At 63.4% G+C, this 13,781-nt stretch carries 10 protein-coding genes; 9 read left to right on the forward strand and 1 reads right to left on the reverse strand.

What is annotated here, in order from left to right:
- Positions 1 to 31 precede the first annotated feature (31 nt).
- Positions 32 to 421 (reverse strand): DUF2946 domain-containing protein, encoded by a 390-nt coding sequence (locus QZR30_RS18045; protein ID WP_046072293.1) that lies wholly within the window; start codon positions 419 to 421, stop codon positions 32 to 34.
- Positions 422 to 514: 93 nt separating this feature from the next.
- Between QZR30_RS18045 and QZR30_RS18050 the strand changes: the two genes are divergently transcribed.
- From QZR30_RS18050 to QZR30_RS18090, 9 genes are all read left to right on the forward strand, one after another.
- Positions 515 to 952, forward strand: coding sequence for a DUF3995 domain-containing protein (locus tag QZR30_RS18050; RefSeq protein ID WP_046072294.1), 438 nt, complete (start codon positions 515 to 517; stop codon positions 950 to 952).
- A 652-nt stretch (positions 953 to 1,604) separates the two neighbouring features.
- The gene (locus QZR30_RS18055) at positions 1,605 to 2,771 is read left to right on the forward strand and encodes an efflux RND transporter periplasmic adaptor subunit (RefSeq protein WP_311903807.1); all 1,167 of its coding nucleotides are present in this window, start codon (positions 1,605 to 1,607) and stop codon (positions 2,769 to 2,771) included.
- The gene (locus QZR30_RS18060) at positions 2,768 to 5,944 is read left to right on the forward strand and encodes an efflux RND transporter permease subunit (protein ID WP_311903808.1); all 3,177 of its coding nucleotides are present in this window, start codon (positions 2,768 to 2,770) and stop codon (positions 5,942 to 5,944) included. The genes QZR30_RS18055 and QZR30_RS18060 overlap by 4 nt, the downstream gene beginning before the upstream one ends.
- Entirely contained in the window at positions 5,941 to 7,392 is a 1,452-nt protein-coding gene (locus QZR30_RS18065; protein ID WP_068967053.1) for an efflux transporter outer membrane subunit, read from the forward strand. The genes QZR30_RS18060 and QZR30_RS18065 overlap by 4 nt, the downstream gene beginning before the upstream one ends.
- Positions 7,393 to 7,653: 261 nt before the next feature.
- Complete coding sequence (locus tag QZR30_RS18070) at positions 7,654 to 8,649, forward strand: HOASN domain-containing protein (RefSeq protein ID WP_311903810.1); 996 nt, start codon at positions 7,654 to 7,656, stop codon at positions 8,647 to 8,649.
- 40 nt (positions 8,650 to 8,689) lie between these two features.
- Positions 8,690 to 9,676 (forward strand): HOASN domain-containing protein, encoded by a 987-nt coding sequence (locus tag QZR30_RS18075; protein WP_311903812.1) that lies wholly within the window; start codon positions 8,690 to 8,692, stop codon positions 9,674 to 9,676.
- Between the two features lie 30 nt (positions 9,677 to 9,706).
- Positions 9,707 to 11,125 (forward strand): adenylosuccinate lyase, encoded by a 1,419-nt coding sequence (gene purB, locus QZR30_RS18080; RefSeq protein ID WP_056846450.1) that lies wholly within the window; start codon positions 9,707 to 9,709, stop codon positions 11,123 to 11,125.
- Complete coding sequence (locus tag QZR30_RS18085; protein ID WP_046072301.1) at positions 11,125 to 12,573, forward strand: class-II fumarase/aspartase family protein; 1,449 nt, start codon at positions 11,125 to 11,127, stop codon at positions 12,571 to 12,573. Before purB ends, QZR30_RS18085 begins: the two co-directional genes overlap by 1 nt.
- 37 nt (positions 12,574 to 12,610) lie before the next feature.
- Positions 12,611 to 13,684: a class I SAM-dependent methyltransferase gene (locus tag QZR30_RS18090; protein ID WP_056846449.1), complete on the forward strand. Its 1,074-nt coding sequence runs from the start codon at positions 12,611 to 12,613 to the stop codon at positions 13,682 to 13,684.
- Positions 13,685 to 13,781: the final 97 nt, after the last annotated feature.

The raw sequence follows: 13,781 nt of genomic DNA on the forward strand, positions 1-13,781 counted from the left end.
GGTCGGCAATGCAGATTAGAAAGCGCAGGGATCAGGCGAGGGCAGGTGGCGCGCGCGGGTTAGCCGTGGGCCAGGTGAAGCGGGCAGGAATGTCAGCAGCGAGCACGACCGCCGCAGGCGGCGCGTGGGGTTGTGGCAAAACCGCCACGTTCAGGTGGCTGTTGAGCGCGGGGCCCATGCCGCCGGTCGAACACAAGGGGCAACCGAACGCTTTCGACAGCGTTGGCAGGTTCTCATCCGTAGAGTTGTTTTGCAGGGGCGCCTGGGTACGCGGATCTACGGTGCAGAACTGGCCGCTGATGCCGTTGAGCTGCATGCCCACCATTTGCCCGTGGCCAATGCTGCAGGCGAACACATTGAACAGGACGCAGCAGTAAAGCATCCAGGCAATGAGCGAGCGGTCGGCACGGGCGAGTTTCATGGGGCGGCACTTTACCATCAGCCGCCGACGAAATGCCTGCAAAAAATCTCAGGGCGACTATCCTGATTCCCACATTTTTCGGGAGCGTCCGCCATGAGTTTTGTCATTGCGCGATGGATTGTCGGGGTTTTTACCTTTATCAGCATGCTGCATCTTTACTGGGCCGCTGGCGGCAAATTCGGCAGCCTGGCGGCGATTCCGCAACTGCCCGGCGAATTTGCCAGCGGGCCGCGACCGGCGTTCAAGCCCTCGGCACTGGGCACCTTTCTGGTCGCTATGGGGTTGGTGGCAATTGCCTTGCTCGTTTGCCTGCGCGCCGGGTTGTATTTCACGCCGGTGTCCCATGGGGCGTTGCAGTGGGGCATCAGTGCGATTGCGGTGCTGATGTTTGCCAGGGCGATTGGCGATTCGGAGTTGGTGGGCTTTTTCAAAAAGGTCGGCGGCTCCCGGTTTGCGCGCCTTGATACCTATGTCTACTCGCCGCTGTGTCTGGTGTTAGGTGCCGGGCTTTTGGTGGTGGCCTGGACCTGATCGTCTCAGCTCCAATGTGGGTGGTGCGACGATTCGACTTGCCCCCGATGGCGGCCTCACAGCCGACCAGGATGTTCGGTTGGATCGAGTACATATCCATTGTTTAGGTGACGGCCGCTATTGGTTCCGCCCTTACGGCGGGTCACTTTGAAAAGCGCAAAGTAACCAAACGCTCTTGCCCCACCACTCGGCACCTCGCCCAGGCTCGGTGTGCCCGTAATCCGCCATGGATTTGGGGGGCCGCCGCCACGCGCCATCCATGGCGCGGGGCGGCTAAACCGGCATCCCTGCCGGTTTACCCCCCAAATCCCTGTCGAATTCCGGCCAGCGTGGTTTGACGGGGCGCCTGAGATCAAAAGCAGAGCAAGATCAAGAGCGGCTCGCTTCGCATCGTGGTTACTGACGGTCGCACGTCAGAGTTGTGTAGATACCCATGCTCATCGAGGGCAAGTCGAATCGTCGCACCGCCCCCTTCCACAACAAAGCGCCTAAAGGCCGAGATCTCCCAAACTGCACACCCAGCCCACGCTCCAAACACCCTCCAGACAAAAACACACCTCCCGGTTTTATAGCGCTTGACCTTCCCAACGTGGCAAGCCCGATAAAAACCTCCAGTGTCGATTTGTCTTGAAAATTCCAAGGAGGGTGAACGATGTACGCCAAACCAATTAGCCTGATCACCGGGGCAATGGCCGTGGTGTTGACGCTGGGCGGATGCACAGACAACGCGCCGCCGGCTGCGGCCGCCAAGCCGCCCGGTGTGCCGGTGGCCGAGGTGGTAGCGCGGGCGGTGACACCCTTTGTCGAGTACACCGGTTCGTTGACCGCCATCGATCAGGTGGAACTGCGCCCGCGTGTCAGCGGCTATCTGCAAAGTGTCAGCGTGCCCGAGGGCCAGTTCGTGGCCAAGGGCAGCCCGTTGTTTGTGATTGACCCGCGGGTGTTTCAGGCGGCGCTGAATGCGGCCAAGGCACGTTTGCGCGAGGCCGAGGCCAATGCGGTGCTGGCCCAGGCCGAGCATGGGCGAGCCGAGCAACTGTTCGCCAAGAAGGTGGTGGCGCGTGATCGTCTTGATACCGCCATTGCTTCGTTGAATGCGGGCAGGGCCCAGGTCGAGGCGGCGAGGGCTGCGCTGGATACGGCACAGCTGGACCTGAGTTACACCCGCGTCACCGCGCCCATCAGTGGCCGCATCGATCGTGCCCTCGTCACCGAAGGCAACTATGTCACCCGAGGGGAGACGCCGTTGACGATGATCGTTTCGGTCGACCCGTTGCATGTGTATTTCGATGTCGACGAGCGCACCTACCTGCACTCGCTTGCCGCCACACGTCAACACGCCGGGTCCAAGGGCGACAAAGCCGCCAAGGTCATGGTGGCCATGCTCAACGATACGACCTATGCACGGGCCGGGCGGGTGGACTTCCTGGCCAATACGGCCGACCGCAAGACCGGCACCGTGCGCGTGCGTGCGGTGGTCGACAACCCGGATGGGCGCCTGACCCCAGGGCTGTTCGCCAAGGTCAAGCTGGACACCGGCGTGGCGCAGCCTCGCGTGTTGATCGCCGACCAATCCATCGGCACCGACCAGGGCCGCCGCTATGTGCTGGTGGTCGGTGAGGGCGACAAGACCGAATACCGCCCGGTCGAACTGGGCCCGATGGCCGACGGCCTGCGCGTTATCGAGCAAGGCCTGCAGCCGGGCGAGCGCATCGTCGTCAAAGGGTTGGTGCGCCCCGGTATGCAGGTGACACCCTTGGCCGCCAGTATCGAGGGCAAGCCGCTTGAGGCGCAGCTGACTGTGGGAGGTGTGCAATGAGCTTCCCACGCTTTTTCATTGATCGGCCGATCTTCGCCATTGTCTTGTCGGTGTTGATGATGATCGGCGGTATCGTGGCTTTCTTTCATCTGCCGCTGAGTGAATACCCCGCGGTCACGCCGCCCACGGTGCAGGTCACCGCGTCCTATCCCGGGGCCAACCCGCAGGTGATCGCCGAGACGGTGGCGGCGCCATTGGAACAGGTGATCACCGGGGTCGAGGGCATGTTGTACATGACCTCGCAGTCGGCCACCGACGGCCGCATGATCCTGACCGCGACCTTCGCCCAGGGCACCAACGCCGACATGGCGCAGATCCAGGTGCAGAACCGTGTGTCGCGGGCCTTGCCGCGCTTGCCCGAGGAGGTGCAGCGCCTCGGCGTGGTCACGCAAAAGACCTCGCCGGACATCCTCATGGTGGTCCACCTGCTATCCCCCGATAAACGTTATGACCCGCTGTACATCTCCAACTATGCCTACCTCCAGGTGCGTGACGAGCTGTCGCGCCTGCCGGGGATCAACGACGTGCTGGTATGGGGCGCGGGCGAATACAGCATGCGCTTGTGGCTCGACCCGGACCTGATCGCCGCCCGTGGCTTGACCGCCGGCGATGTGATTGCCGCGGTGCGCGAGCAGAACGTGCAAGTGGCGGCCGGCTCCGTCGGCCAGGCACCGGATTCCAGCGCGGCCTTCCAAGTCACGGTCAATACTCTCGGGCGGCTGACGGACGAAGAGCAATTTGGCGACATCATCATCCGCACCGGCGATAACGGCCAGGTCACGCGTCTGCGTGATGTGGCCCGTATCGAGATGGGCGCCGATGCCTACGCGCTGCGCAGCCTGTTGGACGGCGAGCCGGCAGTGGCCTTGCAGATCATCCAGAGCCCGGGCGCCAACGCCCTCGATGTGGCGCAGGCAGTGCGCGATACCATGCAGCGCCTGCAGACCAACTTCCCTGAAGGGCTGGTGTCGCGGATTGCCTATGACCCGACGGTGTTTGTGCGGGCTTCGCTGGAGTCAGTCGCGATCACCCTGATGGAAGCGATCCTGCTGGTGGTCATCGTGGTGGTGGTGTTCCTGCGTAACTGGCGCGCGTCGCTGATCCCGTTGATGGCCGTGCCGGTGTCGATCATCGGCACCTTCGCGGTCATGCACCTGATGGGTTTTTCCCTGAATACCTTGTCGTTGTTCGGCCTGGTGCTGTCGATCGGCATTGTGGTCGACGATGCCATCGTGGTGGTCGAGAACGTCGAGCGGCATATCGAAAACGGCGAGGAGCCCACGCAAGCTGCGCGGCGTGCGATGGGCGAGGTCACTGGCCCCATCATTGCGATTACCTCGGTGCTGGCTGCGGTGTTCATCCCCACGGCGTTCCTCAGTGGATTGCAAGGTGAGTTCTACCGGCAGTTTGCGCTGACCATCGCGATTTCGACGATCCTCTCGGCGGTCAACTCGTTGACCCTCAGCCCGGCGTTGGCCGGCCTGTTGCTGCGCCCACGAGGTGCCGCCGTGGTACATGACCCGCGCAGCCTGCGCGGTCGCGCCGTGCGCCTGCTGGAGGTGCTGGGCCGGCCGTTCCAGCGTGCGCCGCAGGCGTATGGCAGCACGGTGCGCAAGGTGGTCGGCCGTCGCGGCGTGGCGCTGGTGGCCTATTGCGGATTACTCGCGCTGACCTGGTTCGGCTTCAACGCTGTGCCGGCGGGTTTTGTGCCGATGCAAGACAAATACTACCTGGTCGGCATTGCCCAATTGCCCAACTCGGCGTCGCTGGATCGTACCGACGCGGTGGTGCGGCAAATGTCGAAAGTCGCCCTGGACGAACCGGGAGTGGAAAGCGTGGTGGCGTTCCCGGGTCTGTCGGTCAACGGCTTCGTCAACGTACCGAATGCGGCGGTGATGTTCGTGATGCTCGATCCGTTCAAGGAGCGAACCTCGCCGGACATGGCCGCAGTCGCCATCGCCGGGCGCCTGCAAGCCAAGTTCGCGAGCATTCCCGACGGTTTCCTCGGCGTGTTCCCGCCGCCGCCGGTGCCTGGCCTTGGCGTCACCGGTGGTTTCAAGCTGCAGGTCGAGGACCGTGGCGGTGTAGGGCTTGAGGCGTTGGTGCAGCAGACCCAGGTGCTGATGACCAAAGCCACCGAGTCGGGGCAGGTCGCCGGCTTGATGACCAGCCTGGACGTCAACGCGCCGCAGCTGAATGTCGATATCGACCGCACCCAGGTCAAGAGCCAGGGTGTGCGCCTGGCGGATGTATTCGAGTCACTGCAGGTCTATCTCGGCTCGCTGTATGTCAACGACTTCAATCGTTTCGGCCGCACCTACAAGGTCACCGCCCAGGCCGATGCGGACCATCGCATGCAGGCCGAGGCGATTGGCCGCCTGCAAGTGCGCAATGCGGCCGGGGACATGCTGCCGTTGTCGGCGTTTGTCACCGTCACCCCGGGTTCCGGCCCTGACCGTGTGATTCACTACAACGGCTACCCCTCGGCAGATATCTCCGGTGGGGCGATGCCGGGCGTCAGCTCAGGCCAGGCCGTGGCGCTGATGGAGCGCCTGGCCCAGGAGGTGCTGCCCGAAGGTGTGACCTATGAGTGGACGGACTTGACCTACCAGCAAAAGCTCGCCGGGTCGTCGGCGCTGTTTATTTTCCCGCTGTGTGTGTTGCTCGCTTATTTGATCCTCGCGGCGCAGTACAACAGCTGGCTGCTGCCGCTGGCGGTCTTGCTGATCGTGCCCATGTGCCTGCTCAGCGCGATCATCGGCGTGTGGCTGGTGGAGGGTGACAACAACGTGTTCGTGCAGATCGGGCTGGTGGTGCTGGTCGGGCTGGCGGCGAAGAACGCCATCCTGATTGTCGAGTTTGCCCGCAGTCTCGAAGCCGAAGGCGCCAGCCCGTTGGAGGCGGTTATCCACGCCTGCCAACTGCGCTTGCGGCCGATCCTGATGACCTCACTGGCGTTTATCGCCGGCGTGGTGCCGCTGGTATTTGCCAGCGGTGCCGGGGCCGAGATGCGCCATGCCATGGGCGTCGCGGTGTTTGCCGGCATGCTCGGGGTAACGCTGTTCGGCCTGTTCCTCACCCCGGTGTTCTACGTGGTGATGCGCAGCCTGGCGCTGCGCGTGGAGCGTCAGGGGTCGAGTCCGAAGTTGCAGTTGGAGGAGCGTGCATCATGAGACTGTCTTATCCAGTGTTGCTGTTGCCGTTGCTGCTGATGGCCGGCTGCGCCTCGGTAGGCCCTGATTATTCCACCCCTGTGTTGCCTGCCGCGCAGCGCCCGGCGAGCTTCGGTGCGCCCGTCGCCGGTCTCGGTACCGGCGCGGTCGAGGCGCAGTGGTGGCAGGTGTTCGACGAGCCCGCTCTCAGCCAATTGATCCAGCAGGCGCTGGCAGCCAACCATGACATCGGCATCGCCGCCGCACGCCTGGACGAAGCCAAGGCGATGCTGCGCGAAAGCCGCCAAGGGTTCTTGCCCAGCGGCGGCGCCGCCCTCGGTTATGAGCACCGACGGCGCAGTGAGGTCGAGACGCCATATGGCGAGCAGCGCTCCATTGAATCCACCCGTGCGGCCCTGGATGCGGCCTGGGAAATCGACCTGTTTGGCCGCGTGCGACGCTCGGTTGAAGTGGCGCAGGCCCAGGCGGGGTCACGCCAGGCGCTGCTGCGCAGTGTGCAGGCGAGCGTCGCGGCCACCGTTGCCGCCACCTGGTTCGAACTGCAAGGGATCGAAGCCGAACAAGCCGTGGTCGCTGACATCAGCCAGAGCCAGCGCGACAGCCTGGGCCTGGTGGAGCATCTGGTCAGTGTCGGCGCTGCCACCGAGTTCGACCGGCTGCGTGCCGAGGCTTTGCTGCGCAATGTCGAGGCGGTAGCGCCCGACCTTGAGCGGCGACGCGCAACCTCCAACAACGCGTTGGCGGTGCTGCTGGGGCAGGCACCGCAAGGGTTCAAGCCACCGCTGGCCAGGCCCGGTCGTGAGACTTTGAGCCTGCGCACCCTGCAAGTGGGTGATCCGGCCGGCTTGTTGGCCCGGCGCGCCGATATTGCCGCGGCCGAACGCACCCTGGCGGCTGAGACTGCGCAAATAGGCGTGGAAACCGCCGGCCTGTATCCGGATATCCAGGTGCAGGGCTCCATCGGACTACTGGCCGGAAGCCTCGGCTCCCTGGGTGATGCAGGCATGCAGTCGAACTTTATCGCCCCGGTGATTCGCTGGTCGCTGCTGGACACCGGGCGTGTACGCGCACGGATCGCCGCCAGCGAGGCGCGTACCCAAGCGGCCTTGATCGCCTATGACCAGACCGTATTGCGTGCCCTGCAGGAAACCGACGATGCGTTCCAGGCCAACAGTGCCGCGGGCAGCACCTTGGGCCTGCGGCTGCTGGAGGCGGCGGCCAATCGCGAGGCGGCCAAGTTTGCGCGCACGCGATTTGCCGAAGGCGAGGGCATGTATCTGGATGTGCTTGAGGCCGAACGTGCCGACTTCACCAGCCGCCGTGCGTTAACGGCAGCGCGCACCCAGCAGCGCTTGGCGGTGGTGGGGATCTACAAGGCGCTGGGCGGTGGCTGGCAGATTTGTGAACAGGCGGGGCAGATCTGCAGTGGGGCTGCGGCGCTGCGTTAGCCACAGCCGAGCAAAAACACAGCACGGCAGTGCAAATGTGGGAGGGGGCTTGCTCCCGATGGCGGCGGGTCAGTCAGTACATCTGGCACTGACCCACTGCCATCGGGAGCAAGCCCCCTCCCACATTTTGCTCTCCATACGCCAGGTAAATGTCCATTGGGAAAAGAAATTTCCTACAGGTATTGACCTTGCCACTAGAGGAACCTTTAGCCTTTTCTTCGAGTACGCCAAATCACAAAAACAAGAATCGAGGGGTTATCAATGGATACTGCTGCCCTGTTACAACGCTCGGATTCCGACCTGTTCACCACGGCCTCGACACTGATGGCCAGTGCCCTGGAACCCGGCGCCCACTACGCCCAGGTCACCCGCGCGCTGGAAGCACTGCTCGCGCTGACCCGGCAAGGCTTGTCGGGGGATGCCGATGCCTACGCCCACTACCAGGCAGCCCTGCTGCAACTGCACATTCCGGGCGATCCACGCACTGAGCCGACCCGCCGTTGGATGGCCAGTGAGGTCTACCGCGCCGAAGATGAGTTCGCCGTTGACCTGCCGGGCTTCACCGCGTTGCCGGTGGATGAGTTCCGACAGCTGGTCGACGCTGAAATCGCCGCTCGCAGCCGGGTCAACCACCCCATGTCGGTGCACCTGTTCCAAGGTACGCCGCCTGTGCAAGACGTGCGTTTCTTCCTGGAACACCACTGGACCCGCTCCTACAACTTCTACAGCCTGCTGGCAGAGCTGGCCTTTCGCTTCGAGGCCATCGAGGATGCCTCGGTGTTCTACCGCAACCTTTACGGTGAAGCGGGGGCCGAGACTCCGGAGCGTTCGCACCCGGCGATGCTGGCCCATCTGATGGAGTATTTCGATATTCCGCTGGCCATCGACTTTCCTGCGTTGCATCCCCTGGAAAAAGCCTACCTGAATAATCGCATTCGCTGCGTGCGCCACACCGATGTCGCCTGGGGCCTTGCGCTGCTCTATGCGGTGGAGTCTGTCAGTTGCGTCAACCACCGGCGCATCTACGAGCTGTTGCAGCGCCTCGACGTTCCAGAGCAGCCGAGCGAATTCCACCGCCTGCACGGCACCCAGGATGAGATCGACACCGAGGAAATGTGGGCGCTGATTGCCAAGTTAGCAGGCGATGACGGCTTTCAGCGCACGTTCATGCGCGCGCTCAAGCGTCACTTCGAAATCAACAAGGCCTATTTCGACAGCTTGTGGCAGCAGATGCAGGCGCAGCGCCTGCCTGCCTGAACCACCCAGCGATCCTAAAACAACAATAATGGAGCACATGATGAGCCCACGTAATTTCTCGCAGCCGCAATTGCAGAATATCCACACCGCCGAAGCCCGCCTGTTGGCCGAAGCGCTGAAGCCGGATGCGACGTTCAATCGCATCGAAATTGCCGCCAATATGCTGCGTGCCCTGTGTGAGTCGGGCCAGCGCGGCGATGCCGCGAACGCGGCGCAGTGCCAGCAATTGCTGTACATCCTGTCGCTGAGCGATGACGTCGCCACCGCCTCGACCCGACGCTGGCTGGCCAATGCCATCTATAGCGTGCAAGAGCGTTTCATGCCGTCTGCGGACTTGGCCTCGCCGTTGTCCGAGGCCGCGTTCCAGCAACGCCTGGAAGAGCAGATTGCCGCGCAGTCACGGGAAAACCACCCGATGTCGCAGTATGTGTTCGAGGGCAAGGCGTCCCGCGAGCAATTGCAGGTGTTCCTGCGCCACCAGTGGTTCCGCACCTACCGCCTGTACCGGGATGCCGCCGACCTGTTGGTCAACCTGACCGATGTTGACGAGGCGGCCGCCCTTGGCCGTTATCTCTACGGTGAGCTGGGCGAAGAGGACGAACAGCGCTCCCATCCGCGACTGTTGGCCAAGCTTCTCGCTGCCATAGGCCTGACCGCGGATTTCGAGGCCATCTCGACGATGCCCGAGGAAATCGCCTACCTGAACAACCGTGCCCGCTGTTTCCGCAACCCCGATGTCGGCTGGGGCCTGGCGGTGTTCTACATCACCGAGCTGGTGGTGCCCGGCAACCACTGTAAGTTGTACAACGCCTTGCGCAATGCGGGCTTGAGCCAGGACGACGCGGAGTACTACGAAGTGCATATCAGCCTGGTGCCACCCCGGGCCAAGCGTGAATGGGCACTGATTGCACGGCGTATCCCGGACCTGGGTTTCCAGAATGCCTTTCTCACGTCCCTGGCCGAGCACTTCCGGCTGGAGCGGGCCTATTACGACGCGGTCTGGGAAGCAATGCAGCGCGTGAAGTAGCCCTCCTTAGGACAACGCGAGTAACCCGACATGCCGAGTCATATCACTGAATCCCGTATCCACGGGGGCGCTTACTCGTCCCCGGAATTTGCCGCGATCTTCTCTGATGCCAGTCAGGTGCAGAAGTGGCTCGATGTAGAAACAGCACTGGCGGCGACGCAGGCGCAGATGGGCATCATCCCCCACGAAGCTGCACGGGAAATCGCCCGGGTGGCTAGTGTGGAACTGCTGGACCTCGACGCCCTGGGGCGCCAGAGCATGGAGACCGGGCATATCCTGGTGCCGACCCTTCGCGCCCTCGAGGCCTTGTGCGCCGATGGCTGGGGTGAGTACGTGCATTACGGTGTGACCACCCAGGACATTCTCGATACTGGGCTGATCCTGCAGGTCCGCGAGGCCTGGGGCCTGGTGTTGCAGCGCTTGCGCGCCATCCGTGGGCATTTGCTCACGCTCGCCCTGCGGCATAAGCACACGCCGATGGTCGCCCGCACCCATGGGCAACAAGCATTGCCCACCACGTTTGGCTACAAGGTGGCGGTGTGGGTCGATGAGATCGATCGCCACCTCGAACGCTTCGACGAGGCGTATGCCCGGGTAATGGTGGGCAACCTGACCGGCGCCGTGGGCACCCTGGCGGCGCTTGGCCCGCAGGGTTTGGAGGTGCAGCGCCGCACCCTGGAACGTCTCGGCCTGGGGGCACCGTTGAGCAGTTGGCACAGCGCCCGCGACCGCATCCTGGAGGCGGCGTGGCTGCTGGTCCAGGCGTCGGCGACCCTGGGCCGCGTAGCCAATGAGATCTACCACCTGCAACGCACCGAGATCGATGAAGTGCGTGAAGGCCGCCGGGCAGGGCAGGTGGGGAGCAGCACCATGCCCCACAAGCAGAACCCGTCGACGGTGGACCTGATCAGTGCGCTGTCGCGGCTGGTGCGCGCGCAGATGCTTGCACTGACTGATGCGGCGTTCCAGTTGCATGAGCGCGACGGCACCACGTGGCGTATCGAATGGGCGGCCTTGCCGGAGCTGTTTGTCTACGCCGGCGCCTTGCTCGCCCGTATGGAGGGTGTGCTGCTGGCCGGGCTGGATGTGCGCGAAACGCGCATGCGCAGCAACCTCGACATGCTCGGCGGGCTGATCCTGTCGGAGCGCATCATGCTCGCGCTGGCGCCACGGTTCGGCAAGCAGACGGCTCATCAGCTGGTCCACGAAATAGCCCAGCAGGCCCAGGTCGAGGGTCGTCCTTTTCGCGAAGCCCTGCTCAGCGACTCGCGCCTGCACGGCTGTTTCAGTCGCCAAGTGCTGGACGACCTGCTTGACCCGGCGGCCTACACCGGGCTGGCGGCAGACATGGTCGACCTGGTGGCGAATAAAGCGATACCCCGTCTTGAAGGGTTAGTAGAAACCCAAGGCAATACCGGTCAGTCCCTGTACGCAATGGAGGGTATGTGATGGATGCGCAAACGTTGGAAATGGCAGCCCGTGCGTCTTGCACCGCACGTTCGGAACACCCGGGCCTGGGTCATGACGGCGAACAATGCCGGCATGAACACAGCCACATCCTCGACTCGAAAACCCACGGCTCAGGCTATGCCGGCCCGCAGAGCCGCAAGATCTTCTGCAGCCATTGCCGCCTGCAACGCTGGCTGGATGTGGAAGCCGCACTGGCCATGGCCCAGGCCGATGTCAATATCATCCCGCGTGAGGCGGCCCTGGACATCGAAAAAGCCGCGTTGCTGTCGGGCATCAATGTGCGCCAGTTGGCCGATGGCGTGGCGGCTACCGGTCATTCGCTGATGCCATTGCTCAGCGCCCTGCAAAAGAACTGCAGCCCGAGTGCCCGCGAATACGTGCACTACGGCGCCACCACCCAGGACATCCAGGACACTGCCCAGTCCCTGGAAATGCGCGACGTCCTCGACGCCATGGACCAGGCCCTGGAAACCTTGCTGGGCAAATTGTCGACGCTGGCCGATGCGCACCGTGATTCGCTGATGGTCGCCAGGACCCACTCGATCCCGGCGTTGCCGACCACTTTCGGGCTGAAGGTCGCCGGCTGGATCGATGAGCTGCTGCGCCATCGCCAGCGCCTGGCCGAGGCACGCCAGCGCGTGCTGGTGGTGCAGCTGTTCGGCGGGGTAGGCACCATGGCCGCGTTCGGTCCGGAGGCGATACCGATGCTGGAGCGTTTTGCCGAGCGCTTGTCATTGCAGGTGCCCTTGACCGGCTGGCACGTGTCCCGTGACCGGGTTGCGGAGTTCGTCAGCACCCTGGCCATGGTCACGGCCTCGTTGGCCCGGGTGGCCGATGAAATCCGTACGCTCAATCGCTGGGAAATCGCTGAGGTGGAAGTGGGCTGGAGCGACCAGCAGATCGGCAGCAGCACCATGCCGCACAAACGCAACCCGGAAGGCTGCGAGCAGGTGGTGGTGCTGGCGCGGCTGGCCAAGGCCCAAGTCATGCTCGCACTGGATGCGATGATCCTTGAACACGAACGCGATTACCGCGGCACGCGCCTGGAGTGGTGTGCGGTCGCGGACGTTTCCCACTACGCGCTGATGGCGCTGTCGATCCTCACCGACACCATCGACGGGCTCACTGTGAACGTGCAGAAGATGGAATGCACCGCCCACGCCTACGGCGATGCCATCTGCACCGAAGCCGTGGTGTTCGAAATGGCGCGCAAGCTGGGCAAGAGCAGCGCCTACGAAATCATCTTCGAAGTGTCCCAGGCGAGCCAGCGCAATCACGTGTCGATCCGCACCGCGATCGAGGCTGATGCGCGGGTGGTTGCCGCCATGGACACCGGCGCACTGGCTCGGCTGTTCGAGCCCAGGACCCACCTGGGGATGTCCGACCGTATCGTCGACAACGTGCTGTCCAAACTGGCGGCCCGCTAAGCAGTGATCACCCAACAGACTTATCAAGGAGCGACACATGTCAAACGTTACGGCAGTTGATAAAGCCAAGGTCCAACAGTTTTCGGCGCGTATCATGGAGGACTACGGCAACACCCTGCGCGGCGCCATGCTCTATATCGGCGACCAGCTCGGCTTGTTCAAGGCCCTGGCCGACGGCGAGGCGGTGACCCTGGAGGAGTTGGCGCAGAAGACCGGCTATAACGCCCGCTACCTGCGTGAATGGCTGGGCAGCATGGTCACCGGCAGCTATGTGACCTACGACGCGCCCACGCGCCGTTACCAGATGCCTGCGGAGTTCGTGCCGGTGCTCGCCGATGAAGACTCGCCGTATTTCGCCGGCGGCATCATCCAGTTGAGCGTGCCGTTCGTGAGCATGGCACCCAAGGTCATCGAAGCATTCCGTAATGGCGGCGGCTGCGCCGAGGAGGCGTTCCCGCTGGAGACTTGGAAAGGCATGGAGCGCATGACCATGCCCTGGTACAAGCACTACCTGGTGCAGCACTGGATCCCTTCCCTGGACGGCGTCGAAGAGAAACTCAAGTCCGGCGGCAGTGTGCTCGACTTCGGCTGCGGCGCCGGCCTGGCGGCGATCACCATGGCCAAGGCCTATCCCGAGGCGCGGATTGTCGGCTGCGACTTCCACTTGCCCTCCATCGAGTTGGCGCGGGCCAACGCCGAGGCGGCCGGCGTGGGCGACCGGGTGCAGTTCGAGGTGAACGATTCCGATGCGCTGCGCGGCCAGCAATTCGACTTCGTGACCACCTTCGTGGTGATCCACGACGCCACCGACCCCCAGCAAATGCTCAAGGACCTGCGCGCAGCCACGGCCGCAGACGGCACCTACCTGATGGTCGAACTCAACTTGTCCGAGGAGCTGCACGAGAACATGAACCTGTTCGGCCGGGTGATGTACCCGCAGAGCACCCTCTATTGCATGACCTGCTCGCTGTCCCATGGCGGGGCAGGGCTGGGAGCGTTCATGGGCGAGAAGCGCGCCCGCCAGATGGCGCAAGCCGCCGGGTTCAGCCACTTCCGCAAAGTCCCTTCGGAGTGGCCGCCGATGCCGGCGTTGTTCGAACTCAAGCCCTGACGTGGGCCATGTCTGCGACGGCTGCCTGAAGTTCGCAGAGTAAGGCAATTTAGTGGCCCCTTTGTAACTAAATCCTCGCCAAAATCGCTTTTATTTT

Source organism: Pseudomonas sp. rhizo25 (assembly GCF_031931935.1).
In the GTDB taxonomy this organism is placed as follows: domain Bacteria; phylum Pseudomonadota; class Gammaproteobacteria; order Pseudomonadales; family Pseudomonadaceae; genus Aquipseudomonas; species Aquipseudomonas synxantha.